Origin of the sequence: Rhodovulum sp. FJ3 (assembly GCF_032918305.1) — a bacterium.
Lineage (GTDB): Bacteria > Pseudomonadota > Alphaproteobacteria > Rhodobacterales > Rhodobacteraceae > SAT37.
Genome location: NZ_JAWJUU010000001.1, coordinates 237,061 through 263,946, shown reverse-complemented (window position 1 = coordinate 263,946; position 26,886 = coordinate 237,061). Strand labels below are relative to the sequence as shown.

27 protein-coding genes, 1 pseudogene and 1 riboswitch are annotated in these 26,886 nt (G+C 61.6%); of the genes and pseudogenes, 12 read left to right on the top strand and 16 right to left on the bottom strand.

Annotated elements, in window-relative coordinates; genetic code table 11:
• Window positions 1-70: 70 nt before the first annotated feature.
• Window positions 71-279: riboswitch (cobalamin riboswitch) on the bottom strand.
• 39 nt (window positions 280-318) lie between these two features.
• Entirely contained in the window at window positions 319-927 is a 609-nt protein-coding gene (gene cobO / locus R1W00_RS01275) for a cob(I)yrinic acid a,c-diamide adenosyltransferase (RefSeq protein WP_317260902.1), read from the top strand.
• A 3-nt stretch (window positions 928-930) separates the two neighbouring features.
• Window positions 931-2,373, top strand: a complete 1,443-nt coding sequence (locus R1W00_RS01270) for a cobyric acid synthase (RefSeq protein ID WP_317260901.1) — start codon at window positions 931-933, stop codon at window positions 2,371-2,373.
• A 1-nt stretch (window position 2,374) separates the two neighbouring features.
• Here R1W00_RS01270 and cobD read toward each other — a convergent pair whose 3' ends face one another.
• The 4 genes from cobD to R1W00_RS01250 are packed head-to-tail and all read right to left on the bottom strand — an operon-like array spanning window position 2,375 to window position 5,665.
• Window positions 2,375-3,343 carry a threonine-phosphate decarboxylase CobD gene (gene cobD / locus R1W00_RS01265; protein ID WP_317260900.1) on the bottom strand — a complete coding sequence of 323 codons (969 nt, stop codon included), beginning with the start codon at window positions 3,341-3,343 and terminating at the stop codon, window positions 2,375-2,377.
• Between the two features lie 8 nt (window positions 3,344-3,351).
• Complete coding sequence (gene cbiB, locus R1W00_RS01260) at window positions 3,352-4,296, bottom strand: adenosylcobinamide-phosphate synthase CbiB (protein WP_317260899.1); 945 nt, start codon at window positions 4,294-4,296, stop codon at window positions 3,352-3,354.
• Window positions 4,293-5,111 carry a propanediol utilization protein gene (locus R1W00_RS01255; protein WP_317260898.1) on the bottom strand — a complete coding sequence of 273 codons (819 nt, stop codon included), beginning with the start codon at window positions 5,109-5,111 and terminating at the stop codon, window positions 4,293-4,295. Before R1W00_RS01255 ends, cbiB begins: the two co-directional genes overlap by 4 nt.
• Window positions 5,108-5,665 carry a histidine phosphatase family protein gene (locus tag R1W00_RS01250; RefSeq protein ID WP_317260897.1) on the bottom strand — a complete coding sequence of 186 codons (558 nt, stop codon included), beginning with the start codon at window positions 5,663-5,665 and terminating at the stop codon, window positions 5,108-5,110. The genes R1W00_RS01255 and R1W00_RS01250 overlap by 4 nt, the downstream gene beginning before the upstream one ends.
• A gap of 68 nt (window positions 5,666-5,733) precedes the next feature.
• Between R1W00_RS01250 and cobU the strand changes: the two genes are divergently transcribed.
• Genes cobU through R1W00_RS01235 form a run of 3 tightly spaced genes read left to right on the top strand, consistent with a single transcriptional unit; the run spans window position 5,734 to window position 8,007 of the window.
• Window positions 5,734-6,258, top strand: coding sequence for a bifunctional adenosylcobinamide kinase/adenosylcobinamide-phosphate guanylyltransferase (cobU, locus tag R1W00_RS01245; protein ID WP_317260896.1), 525 nt, complete (start codon window positions 5,734-5,736; stop codon window positions 6,256-6,258).
• Window positions 6,242-7,258, top strand: coding sequence for a nicotinate-nucleotide--dimethylbenzimidazole phosphoribosyltransferase (cobT, locus tag R1W00_RS01240; RefSeq protein ID WP_317260895.1), 1,017 nt, complete (start codon window positions 6,242-6,244; stop codon window positions 7,256-7,258). The genes cobU and cobT overlap by 17 nt, the downstream gene beginning before the upstream one ends.
• Window positions 7,255-8,007 (top strand): adenosylcobinamide-GDP ribazoletransferase, encoded by a 753-nt coding sequence (locus R1W00_RS01235; protein WP_317260894.1) that lies wholly within the window; start codon window positions 7,255-7,257, stop codon window positions 8,005-8,007. The genes cobT and R1W00_RS01235 overlap by 4 nt, the downstream gene beginning before the upstream one ends.
• On the opposite strand, the gene R1W00_RS01230 is transcribed toward R1W00_RS01235, so the two are convergent.
• On the bottom strand, window positions 7,994-8,497 hold the full coding sequence (locus R1W00_RS01230) for an autoinducer binding domain-containing protein (protein ID WP_317260893.1): 504 nt from the start codon (window positions 8,495-8,497) through the stop codon (window positions 7,994-7,996). The genes R1W00_RS01235 and R1W00_RS01230 overlap by 14 nt on opposite strands.
• 118 nt (window positions 8,498-8,615) lie before the next feature.
• Between R1W00_RS01230 and R1W00_RS01225 the strand changes: the two genes are divergently transcribed.
• Window positions 8,616-9,218 (top strand): helix-turn-helix transcriptional regulator, encoded by a 603-nt coding sequence (locus R1W00_RS01225; protein WP_317260892.1) that lies wholly within the window; start codon window positions 8,616-8,618, stop codon window positions 9,216-9,218.
• Between the two features lie 78 nt (window positions 9,219-9,296).
• Here R1W00_RS01225 and R1W00_RS01220 read toward each other — a convergent pair whose 3' ends face one another.
• The 7 genes from R1W00_RS01220 to R1W00_RS01190 all read right to left on the bottom strand — a co-directional run bounded on the left by R1W00_RS01220 (window position 9,297) and on the right by R1W00_RS01190 (window position 15,805).
• Window positions 9,297-10,103 (bottom strand): type II toxin-antitoxin system death-on-curing family toxin, encoded by an 807-nt coding sequence (locus R1W00_RS01220; RefSeq protein ID WP_317260891.1) that lies wholly within the window; start codon window positions 10,101-10,103, stop codon window positions 9,297-9,299.
• 123 nt (window positions 10,104-10,226) lie between these two features.
• Window positions 10,227-10,787: an acetolactate synthase small subunit gene (gene ilvN, locus R1W00_RS01215; protein WP_317260890.1), complete on the bottom strand. Its 561-nt coding sequence runs from the start codon at window positions 10,785-10,787 to the stop codon at window positions 10,227-10,229.
• A 3-nt stretch (window positions 10,788-10,790) separates the two neighbouring features.
• Window positions 10,791-11,333 (bottom strand): hypothetical protein, encoded by a 543-nt coding sequence (locus R1W00_RS01210; RefSeq protein ID WP_317260889.1) that lies wholly within the window; start codon window positions 11,331-11,333, stop codon window positions 10,791-10,793.
• The gene (locus tag R1W00_RS01205) at window positions 11,333-13,087 is read right to left on the bottom strand and encodes an acetolactate synthase 3 large subunit (RefSeq protein ID WP_317260888.1); all 1,755 of its coding nucleotides are present in this window, start codon (window positions 13,085-13,087) and stop codon (window positions 11,333-11,335) included. The genes R1W00_RS01210 and R1W00_RS01205 overlap by 1 nt, the downstream gene beginning before the upstream one ends.
• 329 nt (window positions 13,088-13,416) lie before the next feature.
• Complete coding sequence (locus tag R1W00_RS01200; RefSeq protein ID WP_317260887.1) at window positions 13,417-13,767, bottom strand: antibiotic biosynthesis monooxygenase; 351 nt, start codon at window positions 13,765-13,767, stop codon at window positions 13,417-13,419.
• 19 nt (window positions 13,768-13,786) lie between these two features.
• Entirely contained in the window at window positions 13,787-14,431 is a 645-nt protein-coding gene (locus tag R1W00_RS01195; RefSeq protein ID WP_317260886.1) for a response regulator transcription factor, read from the bottom strand.
• A gap of 9 nt (window positions 14,432-14,440) precedes the next feature.
• Window positions 14,441-15,805, bottom strand: a complete 1,365-nt coding sequence (locus R1W00_RS01190; protein ID WP_317260885.1) for a cache domain-containing protein — start codon at window positions 15,803-15,805, stop codon at window positions 14,441-14,443.
• Between the two features lie 295 nt (window positions 15,806-16,100).
• Here R1W00_RS01190 and R1W00_RS01185 point away from each other — a divergent pair, with 295 nt between their 5' ends.
• From R1W00_RS01185 to R1W00_RS01170, 4 genes and pseudogenes are all read left to right on the top strand, one after another.
• On the top strand, window positions 16,101-17,183 hold the full coding sequence (locus R1W00_RS01185) for a TRAP transporter substrate-binding protein (RefSeq protein WP_317260884.1): 1,083 nt from the start codon (window positions 16,101-16,103) through the stop codon (window positions 17,181-17,183).
• A gap of 109 nt (window positions 17,184-17,292) precedes the next feature.
• Window positions 17,293-18,099: pseudogene (locus R1W00_RS01180) on the top strand (TRAP transporter small permease subunit); the annotation flags it as partial.
• An 18-nt stretch (window positions 18,100-18,117) separates the two neighbouring features.
• On the top strand, window positions 18,118-20,472 hold the full coding sequence (locus tag R1W00_RS01175) for a TRAP transporter large permease subunit (RefSeq protein WP_317260883.1): 2,355 nt from the start codon (window positions 18,118-18,120) through the stop codon (window positions 20,470-20,472).
• A 155-nt stretch (window positions 20,473-20,627) separates the two neighbouring features.
• Window positions 20,628-21,086: a hypothetical protein gene (locus tag R1W00_RS01170; protein ID WP_317260882.1), complete on the top strand. Its 459-nt coding sequence runs from the start codon at window positions 20,628-20,630 to the stop codon at window positions 21,084-21,086.
• Window positions 21,087-21,104: 18 nt separating this feature from the next.
• Here the strand turns inward: R1W00_RS01170 and R1W00_RS01165 are convergent, their stop codons facing one another.
• The 3 genes from R1W00_RS01165 to R1W00_RS01155 form a co-directional block, all read right to left on the bottom strand.
• Window positions 21,105-21,935: an arginyltransferase gene (locus R1W00_RS01165; RefSeq protein WP_317260881.1), complete on the bottom strand. Its 831-nt coding sequence runs from the start codon at window positions 21,933-21,935 to the stop codon at window positions 21,105-21,107.
• A gap of 69 nt (window positions 21,936-22,004) precedes the next feature.
• Window positions 22,005-22,448: an RDD family protein gene (locus R1W00_RS01160; protein ID WP_317260880.1), complete on the bottom strand. Its 444-nt coding sequence runs from the start codon at window positions 22,446-22,448 to the stop codon at window positions 22,005-22,007.
• Window positions 22,449-22,521: 73 nt separating this feature from the next.
• Window positions 22,522-22,920 (bottom strand): DUF2852 domain-containing protein, encoded by a 399-nt coding sequence (locus R1W00_RS01155; protein ID WP_317260879.1) that lies wholly within the window; start codon window positions 22,918-22,920, stop codon window positions 22,522-22,524.
• A gap of 218 nt (window positions 22,921-23,138) precedes the next feature.
• Between R1W00_RS01155 and R1W00_RS01150 the strand changes: the two genes are divergently transcribed.
• A complete protein-coding gene (locus R1W00_RS01150; protein WP_317260878.1) occupies window positions 23,139-25,928 on the top strand; it encodes a glutamine-synthetase adenylyltransferase in 2,790 nt (929 codons plus the stop codon).
• Window positions 25,925-26,185 carry a hypothetical protein gene (locus R1W00_RS01145; RefSeq protein WP_317260877.1) on the top strand — a complete coding sequence of 87 codons (261 nt, stop codon included), beginning with the start codon at window positions 25,925-25,927 and terminating at the stop codon, window positions 26,183-26,185. The genes R1W00_RS01150 and R1W00_RS01145 overlap by 4 nt, the downstream gene beginning before the upstream one ends.
• A gap of 3 nt (window positions 26,186-26,188) precedes the next feature.
• On the opposite strand, the gene eda is transcribed toward R1W00_RS01145, so the two are convergent.
• Window positions 26,189-26,830, bottom strand: a complete 642-nt coding sequence (gene eda, locus R1W00_RS01140) for a bifunctional 4-hydroxy-2-oxoglutarate aldolase/2-dehydro-3-deoxy-phosphogluconate aldolase (RefSeq protein WP_317260876.1) — start codon at window positions 26,828-26,830, stop codon at window positions 26,189-26,191.
• Window positions 26,831-26,886: the final 56 nt, after the last annotated feature.

Below are 26,886 nucleotides of genomic sequence, written 5' to 3'. Positions count from 1 at the left end.
CCCATGTCGTTCGGGCAGGGTCATGGACGGAGGGTTTGGCAAAACCGCCCGCCGCCAGAACACCCCGTCCGGTTGCGTTGTCGTCGCTGGCAGGTCTCCCGGCTTGCGGATGATCCAGTGGCGGTTGCCTCTGGGCGGGCGCTCGGCCTTCCCGACCTATGGTCAGTGGCGTTGAGCTCCCTCTCCGGTCACGGTCGCGGGGGCGGCTGCGTTACCGGCGGACCGGCGTGCATTCCCTTTTCACCTGTTTACACAGGCACCAACATAGTGCGACATGCGCCGTGAACGTTCGATTTGTCAAGCAAGAGGACCCGACCCTTGGACGAAAGTAATGCCCGCCACAAAGCCAAGATGCAAAAGATCAAGGCCGCCCGCGACCGCATGATGGAAACCAAGACCGAGGAAAAGGGTCTGGTCATCGTCAACACGGGGCCCGGCAAGGGCAAGTCATCTGCGGGTTTTGGCATGATTATCCGCTGTATCGCCCATGATATGCCCTGTGCCGTGGTGCAGTTCATCAAGGGCAACTGGTCCACGGGCGAACGCGATTTCCTGCGCGACAATTTCGCGGACAAATGTCAATTCGTTGTGTCCGGTGAGGGGTTCACGTGGGAGACACAGGACAAAGAGCGCGATATCGCCGCCGCACAGGCCGGTTGGGCCCGCGCAAAAGAGCTGATTCTGGACCCCGAAATCCAGTTCGTGCTGCTGGACGAGATCAACATCGCGCTGCGGTATGATTACCTTGATATCGACGAGGTGGTCGAGTTCCTGCTGCACGAAAAACCCCATATGACGCACGTCTGTCTGACGGGACGCAACGCCAAGCCCGAGTTGATCGAGGCCGCCGATATGGTCACGGAAATGACGCTGCTCAAGCATCCGTTCCGCGACGGGATCAAGGCGCAAAAGGGCGTGGAGTTCTGATCCATGCCCGCGCTGATGCTGCAAGGGACGGGGTCCAACGTCGGGAAATCGGTTCTGGTGGCGGGGCTGTGCCGCGCGGCGCGCCGTCGGGGGCTGTCGGTTGCGCCGTTCAAGCCGCAAAACATGTCCAACAACGCCGCCGTCACCGGTGATGGGGGCGAAATCGGGCGGGCGCAGGCGCTTCAGGCGTTGGCCTGTGGGTTGGTGCCGCACACGGATATGAACCCCGTGCTGTTGAAACCCGAAACCGACGTCGGCGCACAGGTCGTGGTGCAGGGACGCCGTTTGACCACCGCCAAGGCGCGGGAATACGCGAAGTTAAAGCCGCAATTGATGGATGCGGTTTTGGATAGCTTTAACCGACTGAAATCCCAGTATGATCTGGTGATTGTCGAGGGCGCGGGCAGTCCGGCCGAGGTGAACCTACGCGCGGGCGACATCGCCAATATGGGCTTTGCCGTGGCCGCCGATGTGCCCGTGGTCCTGATCGGCGACATCGATCGGGGCGGGGTGATTGCGCAGGTGATCGGCACACAGGCGGTTCTGGACGCACAGGACGCGGCGCGGGTGCGCGGGTTCCTGATCAACAAATTCCGTGGCGACCCCAGCCTGTTTGACGACGGCTATGCCCTGATTGCCGAGCGCACCGGCTGGCAAGGGTTTGGCGTCGCGCCGTGGTTCCCCGAGGCATGGAAGCTACCGGCCGAGGACGCGCTGGACATCCGTTCCGGCGGCGCGGGCGGGTCGGTTCATATCGTGTGCCTGCGCCTGTCGCGGATCGCGAATTTCGACGATCTGGACCCGCTGGCCCAAGAGCCCGACGTGCGCCTGACGATGCTGGGCCCCGGTCAGGCCATTCCGGGGGACGCGGATGTGGTGATCCTGCCCGGATCGAAATCCACGCGCGGCGATCTGGCGTTTCTGCGTCAACAGGGCTGGGATATCGACCTGCACGCCCATATGCGGCGCGGCGGTCGGGTGCTGGGGATTTGCGGCGGCTATCAGATGCTGGGCAATATGGTGTCCGACCCCGACGGGATCGAGGGGCCGCGCGGCGATACGCCGGGTCTGGGTCTGTTGAACGTCAGCACCGTCATGACCGGCGACAAACGCCTGACCGAGGTCGAGGCGATCCATCAGGTCACCGGCCAGCCGATTTCGGGTTATGAAATCCACATCGGGCGCACGGACGGCCCCGATTGCGCGCGCCCCTTTGCCATGATGGAGGGCCGCGCCGAGGGCGCCATGTCCGCCGATGGTCGCGCAGTGGGCAGCTACCTGCACGGGATGTTCCGCGATGACGGGTTCCGTGCGGCGTGGCTTGCGTCACTGGGGGCAAGCTCGGGCGGGGGCTATGACGCGACGGTTGAGGGTGTTCTGGACGCGCTGGCCGATCACCTAGAGGCGCATCTGGACGTCGGCGGGATGCTGGCGCTGGCCGAGTGATCTAGTCAAACGCCGCCGCGACGCGATCCCATTGCGCCGCGCCATGGGGCAGGCCAAGGCGGATCCAGCCATCGGAATAGGGAAAGATGCGGGTCCAGATTTTGTGACCCGCCAGATGGTTTTGCGCCGCCGCCGCATCCGGCGTGTCATAGGTCCGGAACAAACCCTCACCCCCGACCGGCACCCATCCACGCGCGGTGGCAAGCGCGTCCAGACGGACGCAATCGGCGGTCAAACGGGCAATCGTTGCCGCCTGCCAATCGCGGTCCGCCAAAGCACGACAGGCCACATCAATCGCAGGGCCGGAAACGGGCCACGGACCGGCCATATCGCGCAGGCGGTCGATGATCGACTGACCACTGATGGCAAAGCCCAAACGCACACCGGCAAGGCCGTAGAATTTCCCAAAAGACCGTTCAATAATAATATCTTGCGTATCATCGTTAATGTGATGACATAGCGTTAGATCGGGCCGCGCATCGCCAAAACTCTCATCAACGATCAGCATCCCAACGTGCTCCGCCAGCGCCAACAAATCCTTCGGCGCGTAACAGCGTCCATCGGGGTTGTTGGGGTTCACCACGATGGCCAGATCGGCACCGGCAAGGGCGTTTAGGTCCGCGACCATCTCAACCGTCCAACCGGCGGATCGCAGGGCGGCGGCGTGTTCGTTATAGGTCGGGCCGATCACCCGCGCGCTGCCACGGGTGCGCAGGTAAGGCACGGCCTGAATCGCTCCGGTGGCACCCGAAAGGGGCGCGATGGCGGCGGTGGTGCCGTAACAGTCCGCCGCGATGTCACAGAGGCGCGCCATAGTCGATTTGCGCGGCAGGACCGCCCAAGCCTCGGCCGGGATGTCGCCAATCGGATAGGGCGCGGGGTTGATGCCGGTCGACAGGTCGATCCAATCGGCCAATGCGCCGCCGAACTCCGCAACGGCCCAGTCCAGATTTCCGCCGTGATCGCGCATCTCGCCCCCTAAAGCGTCAGGGCCATCGCCCCCAGAATCGCCGCCAGTAGAACCATGCCCCGCCGATAGAGCGCAAGCCCCCGCGCCAGATCGCTGGCCACCGGATCGGGGGCGGCGCCGTTCAACCACGGCTCCTCCGCCGTGTGGGTACCGTATTGGCGCGGCCCCGACAGACGGATGTTCAGCGATCCGGCCAGCGCGCCTTCGGGCCAACCGGCGTTGGGGGATCGATGCTTGGCCGCATCGGCGCGGATCACGGCCCATGCGCGGGTGAAATTTCCGCCGCAGATCGCAAAAATCACACCGGTCAGGCGCGCAGGGATCAGGTTCACCACATCGTCCAGACGCGCGGCGACCTTGCCGAAATCCTCATACTTTTCAGTGCGATGGCCGATCATGGAATCCATCGTGTTGATCATCTTATAGGTCGCGATGCCGGGCAGGCCGAGCACCGCGCCCCAAAACACCGGCGCGACAATGCCGTCGGATGTGTTCTCGGCAAGGCTCTCCAACCCTGCGCGGGTCACACCTGCGGTGTCGAGCAGGTTCGGGTCTCGTCCGACGATCATCGACACGGCAAGGCGCGCGGCGGGCAGGTCCCCCGCGATCAGGGGACGCGCCACGGCGGCGACGTGGTCATGCATCGACCGGATCGCGATCAGGGGCCATGCCAGTATCGCGCCGATGACGGTGCCGACGACCCCATTGGGCAGAATCCCCTGCAACACCGCCACGATACCCCATGTCAGCGCGCAGAGGATCAGAACGGTCAGCCCCCCGCGTATCTGACGCACCCGTGCACCCAGACCCGCGTGGTTCAGCGCGCGGTCCAGCGCCGTAATTCCGCGCGCCATCCATGTCACGGGGTGCCCGATCCGACGATAGAGCGCATCCGGCCAGCCGACGGCGGCATCAATCCCCATCGCCAGCACAATCATCAAAACCGTGTTCATGGGGCTCGTCCGGTGGTGAAGTGGATGACGCGGGTCAACCCGCCCGCACGCAACAGATCGACCGCATCGGGGGGCACGGTGCCGCGTTCAAACACCAACCCGCGCGCCGAACCGGTATGCGCACGGATATGCCCCAGCGCACCCAGCGATTTGCGCAGGACCGGCGTGATGTCCTTTTCGGGGCCGCGCAGGGTGGTTGTCCGCTCGGCCGAGGTGCTGGCCAGATCGGCCAGCGCGGGCAGGTCGCCACAGGCAATCGCGCGCTCCCATTCCGGGACAAGGTCGGAAATATCGGGGAATTGCAGGTCCTCGGGCTCGGTCCGTTCGGTATAGGGCAAAAAGCCGCCCACGATTTCGCATTCGGGGATCGCGCCGATCTGTTGCACGATCTCGGCGCGGCGCGAGGCCCAGAGCATTTCATCGGGATGGGGGAACATGATCGGGTCGCTGGCGCCCTCAATCGCGACACAGGCGCGGGCCAGGTCCTCGGGCGGGGCGTCGCATCCCGCCGCCGCCAATACGCCCAGCAACGCACCGGTCGAGGCCCCCGCGCCGCCGCCCGCAGGCATGTCATGGTCGATGGTGAAACAGCCCGAGACCGGCAGGTTCATATGGTCCAGCAAGGCTCGCGCCCGTTTGCGCGACAGGACCGGACGGCCCTCTTGGACCAAGGTCAGGATCGGGTCGTCACGCCGTTTGACCCGCACGGACAGGGCTGGGCAATTGACGGTGATCAGGGACAGGCGACCGTCGGGGCCCATCCGTCCCTGCAGCCATTCGCCAAAATGACCGGTGATGCTTGCCTGTGCGCTCATGGGGTCCAGTTCACCGATCCGACGGACAACCCGCCGTCATAGCCACGAAAGGTCGAGACCGACAGGTTCGCCACCTCAAACCCCATGGCGGGGCCGGGCGATCCGATGGCAAGCGCAAGGGCCGCGCGCACCGTGCCCGCATGGGCCACGATCACCACATCGCCGTCGCCCGATGCGGCCTCGACCAGCGCGGGCGCGACACGGGCGCACATGGCGGCAAAGCTTTCGCCATTCGGGGGGCAATAGGCGGCCAGCTCATCACCGGCCAGCACCCCGATATCGGGCAGTTCGGCATAGGGGGTATCCTCATGATCGCCGAAATCCTGCTCCCACAGGCGCGGGTCGCTGGGGGGCAGGGGCGCATCCGCGCCAAACACCATCGCATGCGTCTGGACACAGCGTTTGGCGGGGCTGGTAATCACGCGGGACGGGGCGGGGATATGGGCACGCACACGCGCGGTGACCTCATCCGCCATCGTGATGGCATCCACGTCCGTGCGGCCACACAGGCGGCCCTGCGCCACGGTCGGGGCGTGACGGATCAGATAAAGCATCCCGGAACACCTGCCTGCATCACAAAAGGTCTTTTCTTTGTATCGGGTTTTTGGTTTGTCACGGAACCATGGGAAAGTCGATACTTATCACGGGGGGAGCGCGGTCTGGCAAAAGCCAGTTTGCCGAGGCTTTGACCCTGTCACGATCCGAAAGGGCGGTCTATATCGCCACGGCCGAGGCGTTTGACGCCGAAATGGCCGATCGTATCGCCACCCATCAGGCGCGCCGTGGTCCCGAGTGGGACAATGTGTCCGCGCCGATTGATCTGCCACAGGCGCTGCGCGAGACGGATGGGGATCTGCCCCGACTGGTCGATTGCATCACCATCTGGCTGAGCAATCTGATGATGCAGGAGATGGATATCGTGGCCCAGACAGAGGCCCTGATCGCGTCCCTCAAGGACCAAAAAGCGCCGGTTTTGATGGTCACGAACGAGGTGGGCGGCGGTATTGTTCCGGAAAATGCGCTGGCCCGCCGGTTTCGGGATGCGGCTGGCAAATTGAACCAAACACTCGCAGCCGAGTGCGATCAGGTCTTTCTGGTCGTGTCGGGCTGTCCAATACAGGTGAAACCGCATGACCCCTATGTCTGACGCCACATCCTTTGCCGAGATTGAGGCGATCATCGCCGCGCTGCCCGCGTTTGACACGGCTGCGGCCGAAGCCGCGACCGCGCGCCAGAACACCCTGACGAAACCGCCGGGATCGCTGGGTCAGTTGGAAGAGATCGCCGCATTCATCGCCGGATGGCGGGGCACGGCCCGGCCCGTGATCGACACGGCCCAGGCCGTCGTGTTTGCAGGCAACCACGGGGTCTGTGCCCAAGGAGTAAACCCTTTCCCGCAGGAAGTGACCGTGCAGATGGTCGCGAATTTCGAGGCAGGCGGCGCCGCCATCAACCAGCTGTGCCGCGTCTCGGGCGCGGATCTGTCGGTGGTGGCATTGGAGCTTGACCGCCCGACCGGTGATATCTCGACCACCGTCGCGATGAGCGAGGCCGACACCGTCACGGCCATGGTCGCAGGTGCGCGCGCGGTTGATCCGAACGCGGATATCCTGTTGCTGGGCGAAATGGGGATCGGGAATTCCACCATCGCTGCCGCGATGGCCATGGCCTGTTTCGGGGGCGAGGCCGCCGATTGGGTCGGGCGCGGTACGGGCTCGGACGCCCACGGCATCGCGCATAAGGCCGAGGTCGTGGCGCGCGCGGTCGATCTGCACAAGGACACCGCCGGTCTGGCCCGTCTGGCCGCCGTGGGCGGGCGTGAGCAGGCCGCGATTTGCGGCGCGGTTCTGGCCGCGCGTCAGGCGCGGGTGCCGGTTCTGATCGACGGCTATATCTGTACCGCCGCCGTTGCGCCCCTGTTCGCGATGTCGCCCGACACCTTGGCGCATTGCCTTGTCGGTCACACCAGCGCCGAACCCGGCCACAGCAAGATCCTGACCGCGATGGGTAAATCCGCCGTTCTGGATTTCCGCATGGCACTGGGCGAAGGGTCCGGAGCGGCCTTGGCGTTGAACATCGTGCGCGCGGCGCTTGAATGTCACAACGGGATGGCCACCTTTGCCGAGGCAGGGGTGTCGGACGCATGATCCGCGCGCGCCTGTCCGAGATGCAGGTGGGGGTCATGATGTTGACCCGTCTGCCCGCCGGACAGTTGCGCGATCCTGTGCCCAGTATCGCCGCCAGCGCGTGGAGTTTTCCCTTCGTTGGGGCGGGGATCGGGGCGATCCTGTGGGGCATTTGCGCGGGCCTGTTGGCCCTTGGGGTGCCGGCAGCCATGGCCGCCGTTCTAACGGTTCTGGCGGGGGCGATGATCACCGGCGGGCTGCACTATGACGGGTTGGCCGATTTCGCCGATGGCATCTGGGGCGGGCATGACATCGCCCGCCGATTGGAAATCATGCGCGACAGCCGCATCGGCAGTTATGGCGTGATCGCATTGATCCTGTCGATTGCGGTGCAGGTCACGGGGATTACGGCGCTGGCAGGGACGCCTGCGATGGGGGCGGCGTTTATCGCCGTCGCCGTGTTCAGCCGCCTGTGCATGCTGGCCGTCCTTCTGATCCTGCCGCCCGCCCGCGCCGACGGGTTAGGTCACAGCGCGGTCGGAGGCCGCTTTGCCGTGGCCCTGCCGGGGATGGCGGTTGCGGTGATCGCGGGTGGCGCACTGGGCGGCGCGGCGGTTGTTCTGGCCGTGGTGATGGCCCTAAGCGCCGCATGGGTCGCATGGGTTGCCAGGGCGAAAGTCGGCGGGCAAACCGGCGATGTCCTTGGCGCGACGCAACTGGTCAGTGAAATCGCGGGCTGGGTCGTCCTGAGCGCCCTTATCGCGGGCTAGGCGATCCTGTTTCAACAGGATGCGTCAGTTCAAACGACAATCGGTCCAGACTGTCCTGCATCTCATCGCCGCAATTCAATGTCGCATCGTGTAGTGCGCTGACCAATTCCCTAATCCGCGTCTTTTCCGGTGTGGAGTAGGGGCGGTCGGGGCGACCCGTGCCCAGCACACTGCGCGATCCGTTCTGCGTCAGCGACAGGGTAAACCCATAGCACAGCCCGAACGCCCGCGCCCGCGTCATCACCTGTTTAGGGTCATCACCAGACAGGTCAGTCCAGTCGATCATCCCGTCATTGGCCATGGCCCACCGCACCGTCGGATCATGGGGCAACAGGCCTTCGGCATCGTAAATCGTCACCCATGCGGTGGGGTAGGTCAGAAGGATCACCTTGGCCCCCGCGAAACGCATATGCATCCCCAAGGCGAACCCCTTGGGGCAGAAACTCGCTAATTCCTGTAGGTTTTCAACAATTTGGGGTGCGAGTCTCATGCAATTTCGTGCTTGGGTTGATGAATATGTAAGAAAGTCGGTTGGTCATAAAATCAGCACATGACAAGTGCGCCGTCCATAGATACGAAAGATGAGCTTTTAGGGAAAGACTATACGTATGATGAGATCGGTATCGACCTATGGGTTGGATCGCATCGCGCCCGCAGGTTTCTATTTGGCAGTCCGTGTTGGATTTGCCTTCCCCTTGTCCGAGTGTAACCGGTTTCCGAAACGTTGGGTTGAAACCTATACGCGCGAAGGTCTGTTGATCGACGACCCGTGCTTTGACTGGGCCTATCACGGGCGCGGGGCCGCACGGTGGAGCGCGCTGAGCGATCCCAAGGGGGTGCTGGGGCGGGCGGCCGCGTTCGGTCTGGCCTACGGGGCGGTCTGTGCGGTGCAGGGGGAAACGGGTCTCGAGGGGCGGACGTGGGGCATGTTCGCGCGGGCGGATCGTGAGTTCACCGATATCGAACTGGCCGAGATCGAATATGTGCTGGGTCAGGTCCACGCCCAAGCCACGCCGCCCCGCCGGTTGACCAAGGCCGAGCTAGAGGCGCTGTCGATGGTCAAGAACGGGATGCTGGTCAAACAGATGGCCGAGACGCTGGGCGTGTCCGAGGGGGCGATCAAGCAACGCCTGAAGAACGCCAAATCCAAGCTGAACGCGAATAACAGCACGCAGGCGGTGACGCTGGCGATGGATTACGGCCTGATCTGAGCCGGTGTCGTGACCGAATTGAAAAAGGCAGGCCGTGGCCTGACTTTTGTTGTTATAGCTGGATTGGCGCGTGGATGGTTAGCGAAAGGCGAGGCGCCTGAGTGGTTCTTCGTACGTCTGGATCAGCATGTTGAGCGGATCCGCGCCATTGAACAACACCTCTGTGTCTACGCCGGTCAGCCCCGCCGATTTTCGGACCATTGAGATGGCGTGCCGCGAAACCAATTGGGTCCAACCCGCAAAGTCGATTTGGGAAACGGGTTGACCGCCTAGGTGCACGCCAATGCGGTTCCCATTGGGGTTTTCAAGAGAGCAGCCGTGTTGGCTTAGGATCGCCTGCAGGTCGTTGAATGTCACGCGATTGGGCATCGGGGCATTATCCGTGCGGAACATCGTTTTGAGACGTGCGGCGATGTCGGGAACCTCAAGGTAGCGACCGGTGGTTTGTTTGTGCTCTGCAATTTCGACGGTGAAATCTTCGAGTGCGACCATATCCACGGCAGGGGTGTATCCGTGCTCGGCCATAAAGAACACAGTGCTCAGAAACGCCGTGCGTTTGTTGCCGTCGTGAAAGGGGTGGTCGCTGATCAAGCCGAAGATTACCGAGGCGGCGATGTCCCAAAAGTCGTCGTAGACAAACATCCCGCCGGCCGAGGCCCATTGACGACCGATGGCCGAGGACAAGAGACCAAAATCCTTGGGGCCGAAACCGGCAATGCCTTCGCCCAACTGAAAGAAATGCTCACAGATGAGGTAATGCGCATCAAGCACATCCTCGCAGGCGAGATAGGGGCGATCCTCTGTGTCCTCAATTTCGGTAAGCAGCGCAGAGAACTGTCGATAGTTTTCGAACAGTTTCGGCGTCAGATCGGTCTCATCAAGCATTTTTAAATCCTGGTTTCGTCTAGCCTGATCCAAGTTCGGTTTCGTGTCGAGCGGGCTGTCAGACCCCAAAAAAAAGGGCAGGCGCGGTGGCCTGCCCTTTTGCGTCTCAAAGCGGGTGGCGCGTTATGCGCCGCGCGATAGGGCGGCGATGCCGGTGCGGGCCATTTCGATCAGGCCGAGCGGGCGCATCAGATCGGCAAAGGCGTCGATCTTTTCGCTGGTGCCGGTCATCTCGAACACAAAGCTCTCAAGCGTGCTGTCGACCACATTGGCGCGGAAAATCTCGGCAAGGCGCAGGGCCTCAATCCGTTTGTCGCCTTGGCCGGTGACCTTGAACAGGGCCAGTTCGCGCTCGACGCTGGGGCCCTCGACCGTCAGGTCATGGACCTCATGCACGGGGACGATACGGCCCAGTTGCGCCTTGATCTGTTCGATCACCGCGGGCGTGCCACGGGTCACGATGGTGATGCGCGACAGGTGGCCCTCATGGTCGACCTCGGCCACGGTCAGGCTCTCGATGTTATAGCCACGGCCCGAGAACAGGCCGATGACGCGGGCCAGAACGCCCGCCTCGTTGTCGACCAGAATGGCCAGCGTGTGGTTCTCGATCACTTCGCCATTGGGGTCGCGTAGGTCATAGGCCGATTTGCGGCTGCTGCCTTTTTTGATCTTTAGTGCAGACATAACTTACCTCGGATAAATGATTTTGAGGTTCGAGGGCTCTTTGCCCCACTGGTTCAGAAGCTCTTGGGCGGTGAATTTCCCCTTGGGCAGGCGGAACGGCACCTTGCCAGAGGCCAGATTGAACGGATCGCCCTCAATCAATTGGCTAAGAGAGCCGTTGTAGGTCGTACTCGGACTACACTCCCAATTGCCACCGCTCAGTCCCGTCACCGAATTTTTGCTGTAAGTCGGGTAGAGCCAGCAGATTTCGTGTTCGGTGAACGCATAGCCGCTGACCTTCCACAATGACGGAACAACACCGAAGTTTCCGGGGTACCACAGATAGGCGCGACCATCGGCGGCGAAATATTCGATCTGGGTTCCGTGAAAACTGTTTTGGGTGATGCGGGTTCGATCCGCGAACAGGGCGCGCGCGGCGTCAACCGTGTGTTCGGTTTCGGGATCAGGATGAAGGGTCCACGGGTCGGGCCCAAGACATCCCGACAGGCCCAGCACGGTGGCAACGGCCACCGCGCTTCGACGCAGGATTGTCGCGACGAAACCCATTACACCAGTACCGCGCCGGTATTGCCGATGGCGTCTTTGGTGGACGCCTCGCCCAGCAGCATTTTGTTATGTGGTTCGCCCGACGGGATCATCGGGAAGCAGTTTTCGTGTTTTTCCACCAAGCAATCAAAGATCACCGGACCGTCGTAGTTGATCATTTCCATGATCGCGTCATCAAGGTCGGCGGGATCGGAGCATTGAATGCCTTTGGCACCGAATGCCTCGGCGAGCTTGACGAAATCGGGCAGGGCCTCGGACCAGCTGTGGCTATAGCGTTCGCCGTGCAGCAGTTCCTGCCACTGGCGCACCATGCCCAGACGTTCGTTGTTCAGGATGAACTGTTTCACGGGCAGGCGGTATTGGATCGCGGTGCCCATTTCCTGCATGTTCATCAGCCACGAGGCCTCACCCGCGACGTTGATCACGAGGGATTCAGGATGGGCCAGTTGCACGCCGATCGACGCGGGGAAACCATAGCCCATGGTGCCCAGACCGCCCGACGTCATCCAGCGGTTCGGATCCTCAAACCCGAGGTATTGCGCCGCCCACATCTGGTGCTGGCCCACCTCGGTGGTGATATAGCGGTCGTGACCTTTGGTCAGTTCTTCAAGACGGGCAAGGGCGTGTTGCGGCTTGATCGTCTTTTCGGCCGGTTTGAACGACAGACAGTCCACCGCGCGCCATTCGTTGATCTGTTTCCACCACTTGGCCAGACCCTCTTTGTTGACCTTGCGGCCACGGGATTTCCAGACGCGCAGCATGTCTTCGAGGACATGGGCCACGTCACCGATGATCGGCATTTCCACGCGGATGGTTTTGTTGATCGAGCTGGGGTCGATGTCGATATGGGCTTTGGCCGATTTGGGGCTAAAGTCCGCAACGCGACCTGTGATGCGGTCGTCAAACCGCGCGCCCACGTTGATCATCAGGTCACAGCCGTGCATGGCAAGGTTGGCCTCATAAAGACCGTGCATGCCCAGCATGCCCAACCAGTTGTCGCCCGACGCCGGATAGGCGCCCAGACCCATCAGGGTCGAGGTGATCGGGAAACCGGTGGCCTCTACCAGTTCGCGCAGCAACTGCGTCGCGGCGGGACCCGAGTTGATGACGCCACCGCCGGTATAGAACACGGGGCGTTCGGCCAGTTCCATGGCCTCAACCAGACGGGTGATCATCTCGATGTCGCCCTTGACGCGGGGCTGATACATCTTGGTGTCGGCCTGCGGCGGGGCGGTGTAGTGGCCGTTGGCGAACTGAACATCCTTGGGGATGTCGATCAGAACGGGACCGGGTCGGCCGCTGGTCGCGACGTGGAACCCTTGGTGGATCGTTGCCGCCAGACGGTCGGTTTCCTTGACCAGCCAGTTGTGTTTCGTGCAGGGGCGGGTGATGCCCACGGTGTCGGCCTCTTGGAAGGCGTCGTTGCCGATCATGAACGTCGGCACCTGACCCGACAGAACCACCAACGGGATGCTGTCCAGCAACGCGTCGGTCAGACCGGTCACCGCGTTGGTCGCGCCGGGGCCCGAGGTCACCAGAACCACACCGGGTTTGCCGGTCGAGCGCGCATAGCCCTCAGCCGCATGAACGGCGGCCTGTTCGTGGCGCACCAGAATGTGGCGGATTTCGTTCTGTTGGAAAATCTCGTCGTAAATCGGAAGCACAGCACCACCGGGGTAGCCGAAAATCACTTCGACGCCCTGATCCTTAAGGGCCTGAACCACCATTTTAGCGCCGGTCATGGTCTTACTCATTTTGCTCTCCGTGCGTCCGTTCCGTGCTCTGTAACAACAAAAAAGCCCCCGTTCTGGCGGGGGCGCATGGGGTACCGTTATGGTCTACCGTTACCGGCCCATGCGCATTCGTTCGACGACGATGACTAGTAGATTAGCCATTGTTGGCCCCTTTGCTGCGTTCGCACGGACATTAGGAGGGGGGGCAGGGGGCGTCAACCGCGAAAAGCGCAAATTTTCTGTCTCAAGGGCAAAAAAATCTTTCCGAATATTGCGCGTTTTCCGGATTTCGCGACATTTGCGCAATTTCAGAGGGGGATTTTCACCCGTTTGGGGAGAGTGCGCGCACCTTATGGGGCATCATGGGCGATCTGGCTGTCGCCGGGGGCCTCGTCACGGCGAGTCATCCCGTAATCGCGGATCACACTGGCCACCCGCAGGCGATAGTCGGAAAACACGCCTGCGCGCCCCGCCGATTGGGCGGCGCGGTGGGCCTCGGTGGTGCGCCAGTTGGCGACGGCGTCCTCGTCACGGAAAAACGACACGGACAGGTATTTGCCGGGGGTGGTCAGACTTTCAAACCGTTCGACAGAGATGAACCCGTCGATCTGTTCGAGATCAGCGCGCAGTTTGGCCGCGATAGCCAGATAGTCGTCGGTGCGCCCCTCGGCGGGAAAGACCTCAAATATAATGGCGATCATCGGTCTTTCCTTTCGAGGTTTAGAGATCGGCGCCGGTGCCCTGCAGCACCCCGTGTTCCAACGCGAACCGCGTCAGACCGGCGGTGGAACTGATGCCCAGCTTGCGTTTCAGGTTCTTGCGGTGGGTCTCGACCGTGCGCACCGAGATATCTAGGGCGAGGGCGACCTCTTTGTTCGACTTGCCTTGGGCCAGTTGCAACAGGATGGCCTGTTCGCGGTTGGTCAGCTGTTCCAGACGTTTGGACACGCGCGGCGACAGGGCGGCCTCGGCCCCCGTGCACAGATAGGTCGCGCCCGCCATCACCGCGTCGATCGCCTGTTTGATCTCTTCGGTGGGCACGTCTTTCAGGATATAGCCCTTGGCCCCGTGCGACATGGCGCTGGTGATGTATTCGGTGCTGTCATGCATCGTCAGGATCAGGATGCGGGTGTCGGGGCGGCGTTCAAGGATCATCTCGGCGGCGCTTAGCCCATTTACCTTGGGCATGTTCAGGTCCAAAAGGATCACGTCGGGGTTCAAATCCTCGACCTGATCAATCATGTCCTGCCCGTTGCTCAGGGTCGCGACCACCTGCAGATCGTCATAGGTTTCGAGGATTGCCTCGATCCCTTCGGCGACCATCGGGTGATCGTCCACAATCGCGACGCGTACGGGGTCTGTCATAGCCTGCCCTTATCCATTTCTGGCCCGGGTGTCGGGTTCGGGCTGTAGCATATGCGACAAAGGCACCTGAGCTTCAATAACCGTTCCCGATTTGCTGGACAGAATGCGTAAGGTTCCCGCCATCTGTTCCATGCGTTCCTGCATATTACGCAGGCCCAGACCGGTCGAGGCCTTGATCGTGCGGTCGGTCGGCAGGCCGTGGCCGTTGTCCTCAATCCGCATGATCGCGCCGCGCCGGTTGCCGCGCAGGTCCATGACGACCTTGGTCGCGCCCGCGTGGCGTTCGATGTTGGTCAGGGCCTCTTGGGCAACGCGGAAGAGGGCAATCTTGGAATCCTTGTCCAACCGGTTGCGAAACACCACGGTCTGGAAATCGACCTCAATGCCGGTGCGCCGCTCAAACTCTTCGGTCAGACCTTGTAGCGCGGGCCCAAGCCCAAGGTCATCCAACACGCCGGGGCGCAAATCGCGGCTGATGCGGCGGACCTCTTGGATGGCGCCGTTCAGGCTGGTGATGCCCTTGGCGACGCTGTCCTCGGCGCGGGCATCCCCCGTGGACAGGCGACGACGCGCAAGGTCCAGCGCATAGCGCGCCCCGATCAGGATCTGGCTGATACTGTCGTGCAATTCACGCGCAACGCGGCCACGTTCCTCTTCTTGTGTGTCGAAAATCCGCTGGGTCAGTTCCTTGAGCTTGGTATCGGCCAGACGGCGCTCGCGGATGTTGATGACCAGACCCGACATGAACACCACCATCAGCGCGGCAAGGGTGATCGCCCCGATGGACATAAAGGTGCGGCTGATGCGGGCCTCGGTCTGGGCGCGGGCCGCCGCGATTGAGCCCAGAACATCGTCCACGAACACGCCGGTCCCCACGACCCAGCGCCAGTCCTGCAGCCCGATCACATAGGAAATGATCTGCGCCTCTTCGCCGGTGGACGGTTTGGTCCAGAGATAGGTGTGATAGCCCCCGCCCGAGCGCGCGATCTTGATCAACTCATCCACAACGGGTGTGCCGCGCGCGTCCTCCAGGCCCGCCCAGTTGCGGTTGATGAATTCGGTCTGGCGCGGACTGACAAGGTTATTGCCGTTGTAATCATAGACGAAAAAATACCCGTCCTGACCATAGATCATCGCCGCAAGGGTCTGAATAACCTTGGTTTTCGCGGCCTCGTCATCGGGCAGGGCATTGCCGTATTCCGACATGAAAGCGGTGCGCGCCAGAGAGATATAGTTCTTAAGCTCTTCCTTCTTCGCGTTCAGCAACTGGGTCTGCAACATCGCGATCTCGCGCTCGGGCAACTGGCGCGCCTGATAGGCGACCAGAAACGCGATTGCCGTCACCGCCACCAACAGGGGGACCGTGGCCAGCAAGAACAGCTTTTGCCCGTAGTTCAGGCGCAGCCGTTCGCGGAGTGACGTGAAAAGGGGCAGGGGGTGTCCTTTCTGCCTAAGCGTGCACCGATTCGGGTGCGATTCGACGGGAATCAGAGTGAAATCCGTGGGGGGACAGTTTCAAAAATCACCAAAATTGGTCAAGATTTTTAACATTTTCCGCGTTTCTACGTAGTACTTGGTATTTATTCAAAACCGGGTACTCGCTAACCTCCCCCGCACTATCGATCCGCCCCCGCTCTGGGCGGGCAACACATTTGGGAGGAATACCATAATGGATCGCCGTTCTTTTCTGCGCGCCTCGGCGCTTGGTGGCACCGCTGCTGCTGCAAGCACTCTGGCCGCTCCGGCTTACGCACAAGGCAAACGCACTCTGACGCTGGTAACGACCTGGGGTCGTGGTCTGGCCGGTGTGCACGACTCGGCTCAGCGCGCTGCTGACTCGATCACCGCAATGACCGACGGTGCTCTGACCGTTGACCTGAAAGCCGCCGGTGAACTGGTTGGCGCGTTCGAAGTGTTCGACGCTGTGTCCTCGGGTCAGGCCGACATGTACCACGGTGCAGACTACTACTTCACCGGTCAGCACCCCGCCTATGCGTTCTTCACCGCTGTTCCCTTCGGCATGACCGCACAGGAACTGGCCAACTGGTACTACCAGGATGGCGGTATGGAACTGCACGACGAGCTGGGTCAGATCTTTGGCCTGAAATCCTTCCTGGCCGGTAACACCGGTGCACAGGCAGGCGGCTGGTTCTCGAAAGAGATCAACAGCCCCGAGGACTTCAACGGTCTGAAGTTCCGTATGCCGGGTCTGGGCGGCAAAGCTCTGGGTAAACTGGGCGCATCGGTTCAGAACCTTCCGGGCGGCGAAGTGTACCAAGCACTGGCATCGGGCGCCATCGACGGCACCGAGTGGATCGGTCCCTGGGCCGACGAAAAAGCCGGTTTCCAAGAGATCACCAAAGTGTACTACACCGCTGGCTTCCACGAGCCGGGTGCAGGTCTGTCGCTGGCCACCAACCGTGACGTGTTCGAGAGCCTCTCGCCCGCGCACCAGAAGGTCATCGAGATCGCAGCAGCCGAAGCTCACCAGTGGAACCTGTCGCAGTTCCTGGCCAACAACGGTGCCGCTCTGCAGCGTCTGCAGGCCTCGGGCGTCAAGCTGATGGAATTCCCCGACAGCGTTTGGGACGCCTTCGGTGCCGCATCGCAGGCCGTACACGAGGAAAACCTGGGCGACGACCTGTACAAAAAGGTCTACGACAGCGCGATGACCTCGATGAAAGCATCGTCGGCTTGGATCAACAAGTCGTCGGGTGCCTACACCGCACAACGCGACCGCGTTCTGGGCTAAGCGCCCACACGGTACGAAATGAGGCTCCCCGGTCCGATTGGATCGGGGAGTTCCACTTGGGGCATGCGGCACCGGTCCGCGCCCGTTCAAGAGAGATGGGGGACCTGTCTTGGAGCAATCCACTAAAGAAAGCATTATGTGGATCGTCTATTACGGCGGCTCGACGGAATTCGCGCTGATCGCATTAGGTGTTTTCGCATTGGTGTTCGTGCTGGGGGTCATCAAGCGCGACTTTTTGTGGGGCGTCGTGCGCGTCCTCGAAGGGTTCGCCAACAGCTTTGGCCGCTTTTTCGCATGGGCCGGTCTGTTGATGGTGCTTCAGCAGATCGTCATCGTATTCCTGCAACGGATCTTCCGTGTGGCCGAGATTTCCTTTGGCCCCGCCGGATATTCGTTCACCAAGGACCTCAGCTGGTGGTCCGAGGAACTCAAGCTTTACAATGCCATGGTGGTCGCGATGTGTGCGGCCTATACGTTCGTTCAGGGCGGCCATGTGCGCGTGGACCTGATCTATTCTGCCGTGTCGCACCGCACCAAGCGGGCCATCGACATGTTCGGCTCGGTCGTCTTTATGATGCCGGTTGCGATCATCATGTGGATGTACTCGTGGTACTTCCTGTGGCGCCACCTGATCACGCCGAAACCCTCGGCCTCGGACACGCTTGAACGGCTGATGCTCAAGGCGCGCGCGGTGCGCTGGAACGTGGAAACCATCGGTTTCTCGCCCAACGGCTTTAGCGCCTATTTCCTGTTTAAGGTCCTGATCCTCATCTACTGCGGCATGATCTTTATTCAGGCGATGTCGTTCTTTTACCGCTCGTATCTGGAATTTGTCGAAGGCGAAGACAGCGCCGGTAAATTCCTTGATCGCGACACGCTGGGTGAAGGCGAAGAAGCCTACGAAGGCACCCACTAACTCAACGAGGCTGAGCAAATGTTATTTGGACTTGATGGCGTCGAGATCGGCCTGATCATCGTCTTTTTGTGCCTCTTTGGGGGCATTCTCTCGGGCTTTCCCGTCGCCTTTTCGATTGGCGGCGCGGGCGCTCTTTCCTTTGGGATCATCGCGGCACTGGACAGCCAGGGCCTGTTGATCCACCAAGCAATCGACACCGGTTCCGAGGCCTATCGCGCCTTGATCGGACAGGGGTTGCATCCGGACTCAATCACAATCTTCCGATACCCCGAATTGCCACGCGAGGCCCACGCGGTCTTTGAAAACGGCTGGCAAACGGCGATGGACCGCAACATCAGCTTTGTCGTCAACCGGATGAACGAACGTGTGTTCGCCGGTCAGTCGATCGAAACCCTGCTGGCGGTTCTGATGTTCGTCCTGATGGGCATCACGCTGGAACGTTCCAAAATCGCGAACGACCTGCTGACGACTATGGCGCGTGTCTTTGGCCCGCTGCCCGGTGGTCTGGCCGTGTCGGTTGTGGTTGTGGGCGCGTTTCTGGCCGCCTCGACCGGTATCGTTGGTGCAACCGTTGTGACCATGGGTCTGTTGTCGCTGCCCACTATGCTGCGCAACAAATACTCGCCCGAACTGGCCACCGGTGTCATCGCGGCCTCGGGGACGCTGGGGCAGATCATCCCGCCCTCGATCGTGATCGTTCTCTTGGGGACGTTGGCCGGTGACCTCTATTCGGCGGCACAGGAACAGCGCGCCCAATTGGCAGGCTGTACCGATGCTCTGACCTATCTGGGCACGGCACCTGTTGTGTCGGTGGGCACCCTGTTCCAAGCGGCCATCGTGCCGGGCATCATGTTGGCCTTCCTCTATGCGGCCTATGCGTTCGGCTTTGCGGTGTTGAACCCGTCCAAGGCCCCTGCGGTCCAGATCACGGATGGCACGCCGTCGGCCGCCACCCGTAACGAGAAACTGACGTGGTTCTTGTTCGTTCCGGTTGGCGCGATTGCCGTTGGCATGTTGGCGATCAACCTGAACGTCGCGGGCTCTCAGTCGCTTGAGGTCAGCAGCTTCTCCGAAGCAACGGGTGGCGCTGCGCTGCGCACCAATGTGTCCGAGCAGTGCCAGATCTCAATGATCGAACTGCACGGCCAAGAGGCATGGGACGAAGCCGTCGCACAACAGGCCGAAATCGATGCCGCCGGTGGCGCGCAATCGGCAACGGCCCTGACGCCTGAACAGCTGGAACAGGCCCGTGCGGACAAGCTAGCCAATGCGCCCGCGCTGTCCTCGTCGGTTCTGGTTCTGCTGATCGGTCTGGGCATTGTCCTCAGCGTGGCACGCGGTGTTGCCCCCAATGGCGACATGCGTCCCCTGTTGATCGGGGCGGCGGGGATCGGCCTTGCGCTGGTCTTTGACGCGGCCTTTGTCAGCCCGCTCACCTCGTCTGGTGGGGCCTTCCTGATCCTTGCCATCCCGTTTGCGATTTTGTTCTACGGGGTGCGGGCGGCCTTTGGCATGCTGGCGACCAACGATCTGTTGCGCGTGGTCTTCCCGCCGCTTCTGCTGATCGTGGCGGTTCTGGGCTCGATCCTTGGCGGCATCACCAACCCGACCCCCGCCGCGGCGCTTGGGGCCGGTGGCGCGATCATGCTGGCGGCCTACCGCAAGCTGCAAGAAGAGGGCAAAGGCGGCAAGCTGATCATCTGGTCGGCGCTGGCCGTGATCGTCATGATCTTTGCCGGGACCGAGTTCGACCTGCGCGTCAGCCGCGAAGTCGTCCCCGCGCAAGACTGGTTTGCCTTTGTCGTCGCGCAGGGCGCGTACCACTTCTTTATCTTCGGCATCCTCTACGGATGCTGGGTGTTGTGGCGCACGGGCGTCCTGCCGCCGATCGTTCGCGAAACGGCCAAGGTGACGTCGATGGTCTTTACCATCCTGATCGGCTCACAGGTTCTGAACCTTGTCGTGGTCTCGTTCGGGGGTGAGGAATACATTCAGGACTTCCTCCAGAGCTTTGATAATGAGCTCAAGGTCTTCCTGATCGTGATGCTGGTGCTGTTCGTGCTGGGCTTTGTTCTCGACTTCCTCGAGATCATCTACATCGTTGTCCCGATCGTGGGTCCGGTGATCTATGGCGGGTCCTTCGATCCCAAATGGGTCACCATCATGATCGCGGTCAACCTGCAGACCAGCTTCCTGACACCGCCGTTCGGCTTTGCGCTGTTCTATCTGCGCGGTGTGGCCCCCAAAGAGGTCACCACCAGCCACATCTACCGCGGTATCATCCCGTTCGTTCTGGTTCAGGTCCTCGGCCTTGCGATCCTGTGGTTCATCCCCAGCATCGTGACCATCGTCCCGAACCTGCTGGCGAACTAAGCGCGACACAAAACCCACTAAAACAACAAACGGGGGCCCGACGGGTCCCCGTTTTCCTTTGGGTAACAGGTGTTTTGAAATGTAATCCGGAACTGTGTTGACGCGCCAACCCTGCTGGGGAAAGGTCAAAACTGTCGACAGAGGTCCCTTTGCCAATGCCGTATTTACGAAACGCCATCATTTTTCTTCTGCCGCTGATCGGCTTTGCCGCGCTTCAGGTGGCCGCCGCGCCTCTTCGTGAGGAGATTTCGGAATTGCGGGATGGCTTTCGGGCGTCAATTTCGTATGGCATCGACTCTCCGGAATATTACGCGGCGTTTTCCGCAATTCTTGTCCCGCTATCGCGACTGGGCTTTTATACCTTTTCCGTTTTCGTTCTATGCGGGGTGGTGGCGGGCATTCTTATCCCGAATAGGATTTTTGCCAAACAGACGGCCATCTCTTTGATGGCAATGTCTATTGGGATTGGTGCTGCATTGATACTGTTCGGCGTGGACCATATGTACTGGTCCAGGATCGCGCTCGATCTGGGCTTTGCGGTTCTATTCGCCATCGGAGTGGTTTGGATTAAAACCATAATCGCGGCACTTTGGGCACGCCTGCGCGTGCAATAGGTCCCGGGCCCTACTATATCACCGTCGCGGGGCGCGCAGATCGGGGAGCGAGATTTTGGCGACCTGTTCGGCAATCGGATCAACGGACAGGGGATGGGTTTCGCCCTCATGATCGCATGGATCGCCGATGTCCTGCCATGTGCCGTTTTTATAGATTTCCAGCGCGCTGAACCGCGCCTTGTATCCCATCTTGGGACTGCCGGGCACCCAATAGCCCAGATAGACATAGGGCAGGCCCGCATCGCGCGCGATGTCGATGTGATCCAGAATGACTTGGGTCCCAAGGCTATGATCCATCATGTCGGGATCATAGAACGAGTAGACCATGCTTAGACCGTCTTTCAGGATATCGGTCAGGCAGACAGCGACCAGATCGCTGGCCCCGTATTCATCGCGGGCGGAATATTCGATGACGCGGCTGCGGATCGGGGTTTCCTCAATCATCGCGGCGAATTCAAAGATATCCATATCCGCCATGCCGCCATCGGCGTGACGTGTGCTGAGGTAACGGCGGAACAGGGTATACTGATCCTCGGTCGCCCAAGGCGAATTCGTCGACCGGCGCAGATGCGCGTTTTTGCGGCGCGTGCGCTTCTGGGACTTGTTCGCCTTGAAATCGGCCACGCGGATGCGGGCGGACAGGCAGGCGGTGCAATCCGAACAGGACGGGCGGTAGAGCACATTCTGCGAGCGGCGGAACCCCTGATGCGACAGGGCATCGTTAAGCTGTTCTGCGTGCTCGCCTTGCAGGGCCGTGAACAGCTTACGCTCCATCCGGCCCTGCAGATAAGGGCAGGGCTGGGGGGCCGTAACATAGAACTGTGGCGCAAGCGGTAGGGTGTGACGCATGACTCAGACGGATGTTGTTTGGCCAAACGCTAGCAAAGCCTGCGCCACGCGCCAAGGGTCTTGCGCGGATTAGGCGGCGCGGTTGATCACCGCCGTGCCCAGAACATAGTCATGCAGACCCTGCGCGCGCGGGGTGCTTAGCATCAAAACGATCGACCCGATTTGAAAGAAGATACTGATCACAAGGGCGGAATAGGCCCCCGTATGCATCACCGCCATCGGCAAATCCAGCGTCCGGCCTTGGCCATCGCGCACCTCAATCGACATGGCCATCATCCCAAGCGTTGCCGAATTTCGCGCCAACATGACCGTGCGATAGGCAAAGCCGATCACCACATACATGAGCGGGAAAAAGAACAACCCCAGAAATGCGGTGAACGGCAGGGCCAGAACGCAGAGCACAACAATGATGACCGAGTCGATAAAGAACGCGACCAGTCGTTTGCTGGGCACGCCCGTATAGAATTCCGGTTGGGTGTCGGGATCAGGCAGACCCCAAAGCGTTTGTTCCATTCCTATGACCTAATAGGTGTTGGGCATAAAAGAAAGGGCGCGAGGGCGCGCCCTTTAGCTGTCGTGGCCGGATCTACGCGGTTTCGTGCGTGTCGGCGTCTTTGGTCTCGCGGGCCTTGGCCGCGCGGTCATCCAGAAACTGGTCGAACTCGGATTTGTCCTTGGCCTCGCGCAGGCGGCGCAGGAAATCCTCGAACGCTTGTTGTTCGTCTTCAAGACGGCGCAGCGTATCGGCCTTATAGGCGTCAAAGGCGCTGTTGCCCGACGATTTGAAACCGTAATGCGAGCGCTCGGCGCGACGTTTGCATCCGTTGAACATGTTCTTTTTACCCCAAATCATATAGGCCAGCAGTGCGAGGCCCAGCGGCCAGAAAAAGATGAACGACAAAACCATGGCCGCAATCCACGCGCCCTTACCGCGCTGATCCAACCAGTTTTCGGCTTGTGACGGCCAGGTTGCGACGGAACTCATTCTTGTACTCCTTGTTTGATGTGAATGCCTTTCACATTGCATAGATTGGGTCGGTATTGCGTGCTTGCAAGGGGTTATGTGAATGGGTTTAACATTTTTTGTCAAAAAATGTTTCGTCTCAAATATTTGCGGTGCAAATATTTTTTTGGGTGCGTGAAATTCATCCGAATTTCACGGGGCACATTGACCGCGGTGATGTGCCAAGTCATCAATGTGGCATGACGCTTGAGACCATGATCCGCCGTGTGCCCTTGGTGTTCGATCCTGATTGCGGGACCGATGTGCCGGATGTTTTGCGGACGAAAACGCCGCCTTTGTCCGATCTGTTGGCGGGCACGGCGGGGTGCAGCCCCTATTTGAAGTCCCTCCTGCACAAAGAGGCCGCTTGGTTAAGCGCCGCGCTTGGGCAACCGATTGAGGGCGCGTTTGACAGTATTCTGAGCGATGTGTCGGGGCTGACATTGGACCAATTGCCGGTCCATCTGCGACAGGCCAAGCGCCGCGCGGCCTTGTGGATCGCTCTGGCCGATCTGTCCGGCGCTTGGGATTTGGAGCAGGTGACCGGCGCGCTGACTCGCTTTGCCGATCTCTGTGTTGATGTGACGATCAAACGTCTGATCGCCGCTGAAATTGCGCGGGGCAAGCTGCCCGGTATGACTGAGGACGATGTAGAGACCGGCGCGGGGATGGTCGCGCTGGCCATGGGAAAACACGGCGCGGGCGAGTTGAACTATTCCTCGGATATCGACCTGATTTGCCTGTTTGATCAGGACCGGTTTGATCCCGACGATTATCATGACGCCCGCGCCGCGTTCGTGCGCGTGACCCGTAAGATGAGCACGATCCTGTCCGACATCACCGGCGACGGCTATGTGTTTCGCACCGATCTGCGCCTGCGCCCCGATGCGCAGGTGACGCCGGTCTGTATGGCGATGGCGGCGGCCGAGTCCTATTACGAGAGCGTCGGGCGCACGTGGGAGCGCGCCGCGCATATCAAGGCGCGTCCCTGCGCCGGCGATATCGACGCTGGATGGGCCTATCTGGAGCGGTTGCGCCCGTTTGTGTGGCGCAAACATCTGGATTTCGCGGCCATTCAGGACGCCCATAACATGCGTCTGGCCATTCGCGATCATAAGGGGCTGCACGGCGCGCTGACACTTGGCGGCCATAACCTGAAGCTGGGCCAAGGGGGCATTCGCGAGATTGAGTTTTTCACCCAGACCCGCCAGATCATTGCAGGCGGGCGCGACCCCGATCTGCGGGTGCGCGGTACGGTTGAGGGTCTGGCGCGGCTGGCCGACAAGGGCTGGATCCCGCAGGAGGTCGCCGCGACCCTGACCGAGGATTACCGCACCCTGCGGGAGGTCGAGCACCGGTTGCAAATGGTCAACGACGCCCAAACGCACAGCATGCCGACATCCGATACTGGCATCGACCGGATCGCGCGGTTTTGTGGCGATGCAGAGACGTCGGTGTTTGCCGACCGGATGTTGACCCTGTTCAAACGCGTGGACGGTCTGACCGAGGACTTTTTCGCCCCGACACAGCGCGATGCGGCGGCGACCCCGCTGCCCGATTTTGCGGCGGAGTTCACGGGGCGGTGGCGGACCTATCCGGCGTTGCGCTCGGCCCGTGCGGTGGAACTGTTCGACCGGTTGAAACCCGCGATTCTAGAGCGCCTGACCAACGCCGCCCGCCCGCAAGAGGCATTTGCCGCATTCGACGGGTTCCTGTCGGGGCTGCCTGCGGGGGTTCAGGTGTTTTCCTTGTTCGACGCCAACCCGCAACTGATTGATCTGATTGTGGATATTGCGACCACTGCGCCCGAGCTGGCGCGATACCTGTCGCGCAATGCGTCGGTGTTTGATGCGGTGATTGGCGGAGGGTTCTTTGCGCCGTGGCCGGGACCGGATGCCTTGGTCGCCGAATTGTCCGCGCATCTGCCCGAGGCTGGCGATTACGAACGCCAATTGGACGCCGCGCGTCGCTGGGCCAAGGAATGGCATTTCCGGATCGGGGTGCACCTCTTGCGTGGCCTGATCAGTGCAGAACAGGCAGGTGAACATTACGCCGATCTGGCCGGCGCGGTGGTGGCGGGGATCTGGCCCGCCGTGGTCGACAATTTCGCCGCCAAACACGGGGTGCCGCCGGGGCGCGGGGCCTGTGTGATCGGCATGGGCAGCCTTGGCGCAGAGCGCCTTGGGCCGCGCAGCGATCTGGACCTGATCGTGATCTATGATCCCGACGGCGCCGAGATGTCAGAGGGCCGTCGCCCCCTGAACGTGCGCGCCTATTACGCGCGCCTGACACAGGCGTTGGTGACGGCCCTGACCGCGCCGATGGCCGAGGGGCGCCTCTATGAGGTCGATATGCGCCTGCGCCCATCGGGCAATCAGGGGCCCGTGGCGACCTCGGTTCAGGCGTTTCGCGACTATCAACAGACCCAAGCGTGGACGTGGGAGCACCTTGCCCTGACCCGCGCGCGGCCCATTGCGGGCGCGCCCGATCTGATGGCCGAGGTTGAGGCGTTCCGCCGCGATTTGCTGGCGGCCAAGTCCGACCCTGACACCACGTTGCAAGGGGTGGCCGAGATGCGCGCGCGTCTGGCCGCCGCCAAACCGCCCAAGGGGCCGTGGGACGTCAAACTGGGCCCCGGCCGGATACAGGACATCGAACTGGTGGCCAGCGCGGCCGCCCTGATCGCGGCCAATCCCGCGACCGAGGTGATCCATCAACTGACCCCCGATGCGCCATGGCCCGACCCCGAACAGGCGCGCGCGTTGAACCACGCCTATTGCCGCTTGCGTCAGGTCGAAACCGCGGCCAAGCTCTTGTCGGACAAACCGCTTGATCCGTCGGCTTTGGGGCAGGGGGGCGGTGCGTTTGTGCTACGCACGACCGAGGCCACGTCGCTGGACGATCTGGCCGCGCGTTTGGCGCAACTTGAACAGGACAGCGCGGCGATCATCGACGCCCTGTTGCCTGCCGTATCAGAGGACGCGGAATGAGCGATACCAACATCGACCCCAAGGGCCTGATCCGTGAGGCCTATAAGATTGAGGGCATCACACTTGAGGAATGCAAATCCATTTTCCTCGACTGGGCGATGGGAGCAGGCGACGATCCCAGGGGCGAAATCCGCATCCTGTTGGACCGGCACGCCGTGGGCCGCGATGACCATCCGATGACGCAGGTTTTGCGCGATGGTCTGGGCGAGGGCGACACCCCGCGCCGCCGTGGTGGTGCGCGGGGACGTCGGGTTTAGGGCCTAGCGGGGCAGGGCCGCTGCCTCGGCCGCAAGGGCGGTGATGGCGGACCAATCGCCCGCATCGACCAGATTTCCGGGCGCGACCCAACTGCCGCCCACGCACAGGGTGTTGGGCAGAGACAGGTAATCAGGCGCGTTTTTCAGGGACACACCGCCGGTCGGACAGAACCGGATTTGCGGCAGGGGCGAGGCCAGCGATTTCAGCGCGGGCGCGCCGCCGTTTGCCTCGGCCGGAAAGAACTTTTGCACGGTGAACCCGCGTTCCAGCAGATACATCGCCTCGGACGCCGTCGCCGCACCGGGCAGCAGGGGCAGGTCGGCCTCTAGGCAGGCGTCGATGATGCGGTCGGTCGCGCCGGGCGAGACACCGAATTTCGCGCCCGCATCCTTGGCCGCCTGAACATCGGCGGGGGTCAGCAAGGTGCCCGCACCCACGACGCCACCCTCGACCGTCGACATCTCGCGGATCACGTCCAGCGCTGCGTCGGTGCGCAACGTCACCTCCAGCGCGGGCAGACCGCCCTTGACCAGCGCGCGCGCCAAATCTGCGGCGGTGCTGGCGTCCTTGACCACCAGAACGGGGATCACGGGGGCCAGACGGCAGATGTCTTCGCTTTGGGCAGAGGCCTGTTCGGGGGTCATGTCGGGGCGTCCTATCTGAATTCTGTTAGCGCTCTCATAGCCCAAAAGCAGGGCGC